Raw genomic sequence first — 1386 nt, forward strand, 5'->3', positions numbered from 1 at the left:
ATATCAGAGTGGCCAATGCCCGAAGCTAAGAACTAGGCTCTTTCTAGATACTTTTCATTTTTTTATCAGTTCGATTGTTTTTACTTGACAAAGGGCTTTACATATCAGTTTTTGTTTTAATGGTTCTAAGAATTTTTCTTCTCCAAATTTTCTTTTCTCTAAACCACTATTTGCACAATTGAATAATTCCTCTGCAAATTTTTGAATTTGTAAAAATTCAAACTCAGAAAGGTATTGTTTAGAAAACATTTTTCGGAGATTTTTATAATTCCGTCCAAAATTTATGAAAAAATCTGTTTTTTCGAGAATATTTTCAAACTCCTTTAAATTTGTTAATAACCCCAAATGAAAGGCTATAGGAGTAAATGTTCTATCAAATGGTTGTGCACAAATACTTCGAAATTCAACTGTTCCTCTCCTTGTTAACTCTTGATAATGATAGGAACGATGCGTATTTAAATCTTCCAACTGAGGCGATAGTTTTATCTCTTCACCCTTTTCTGAATAGGCAACTATTTCCATCTCATTTAAATAGTCTTTCAGTGCAATTGGTCTAAAATAATAGTAATTACTATTGCGAACTACGTAAAAAATAGCTGATTCTTTCTTGTAGTTAATAAAGTCAGATAGGATCTGAAAATCATTTGGATAAATACCAACATTATCCTCTAATAGGCCGTGCATTGATTTTTCCCAAAAATAATCACGACTGATTGTTTGATCTGCTAACGTTTCAAACTTCGAATTTGCAAACAGGAAAGCTTTTACTGCTTCAATCTTATTAAATGCATTTATTACATCTAAAAAATTTGATTGAGAAACATCAAACTGCACTTGATTCCCACAGATAAAACCTGCATAATCTGTATACTTATGCATGCCCTCATACATATTTGATAATTTCAAGTAATTCATTAGCATTTTATATCGACCAATTTCAACAGGTCTATGGTCGTTATGTTTCCAATGGGGATTAATACCAATTCCTTGTAGTTCATGTTCAAATTTTCCAAGATAATCTTGAACTAATTTTAAATATTCTAGAAATCTTGATTCTACGTCAAAGATTGAATATGCTTTTGCGAAAGCAAATTCAATTGTATTATAAGTTACTTCAAACAGAATAACATCGTAACCGCCCAATAACAAGGTATCTATCTACTCACTCCCTCCTCCAGTATACTGTTAGAAAAACAAAACTGGAGGATTTATTATGTCACAGCCCATCGTCCCATTGACTGTTCCCCAATCTAGACACTTTGAGAAGAAAGGCAGAAACGATATTCTGATGAAAATTCGTCTCGGAAAAGTGGAAGTCACATTCTTCCAATCTATCAACCATGAAGTAATGGAAACGATTTTGGATAAGGTACTGCACTATGATTC

Annotated in this window: 1 protein-coding gene; it reads right to left on the reverse strand. The window is 32.1% G+C overall.

The genetic code is table 11. The features are described 5' to 3' along the window. Nucleotides 1–54: 54 nt before the first annotated feature. Entirely contained in the window at nt 55–1143 is a 1089-nt protein-coding gene (locus C1E99_RS01330) for a gamma-glutamylcysteine synthetase (protein ID WP_105206367.1), read from the reverse strand. Nucleotides 1144–1386: the final 243 nt, after the last annotated feature.

Source organism: Streptococcus suis, assembly GCF_002964045.1.
Classification (GTDB): Bacteria; Bacillota; Bacilli; order Lactobacillales; family Streptococcaceae; genus Streptococcus; species Streptococcus suis_U.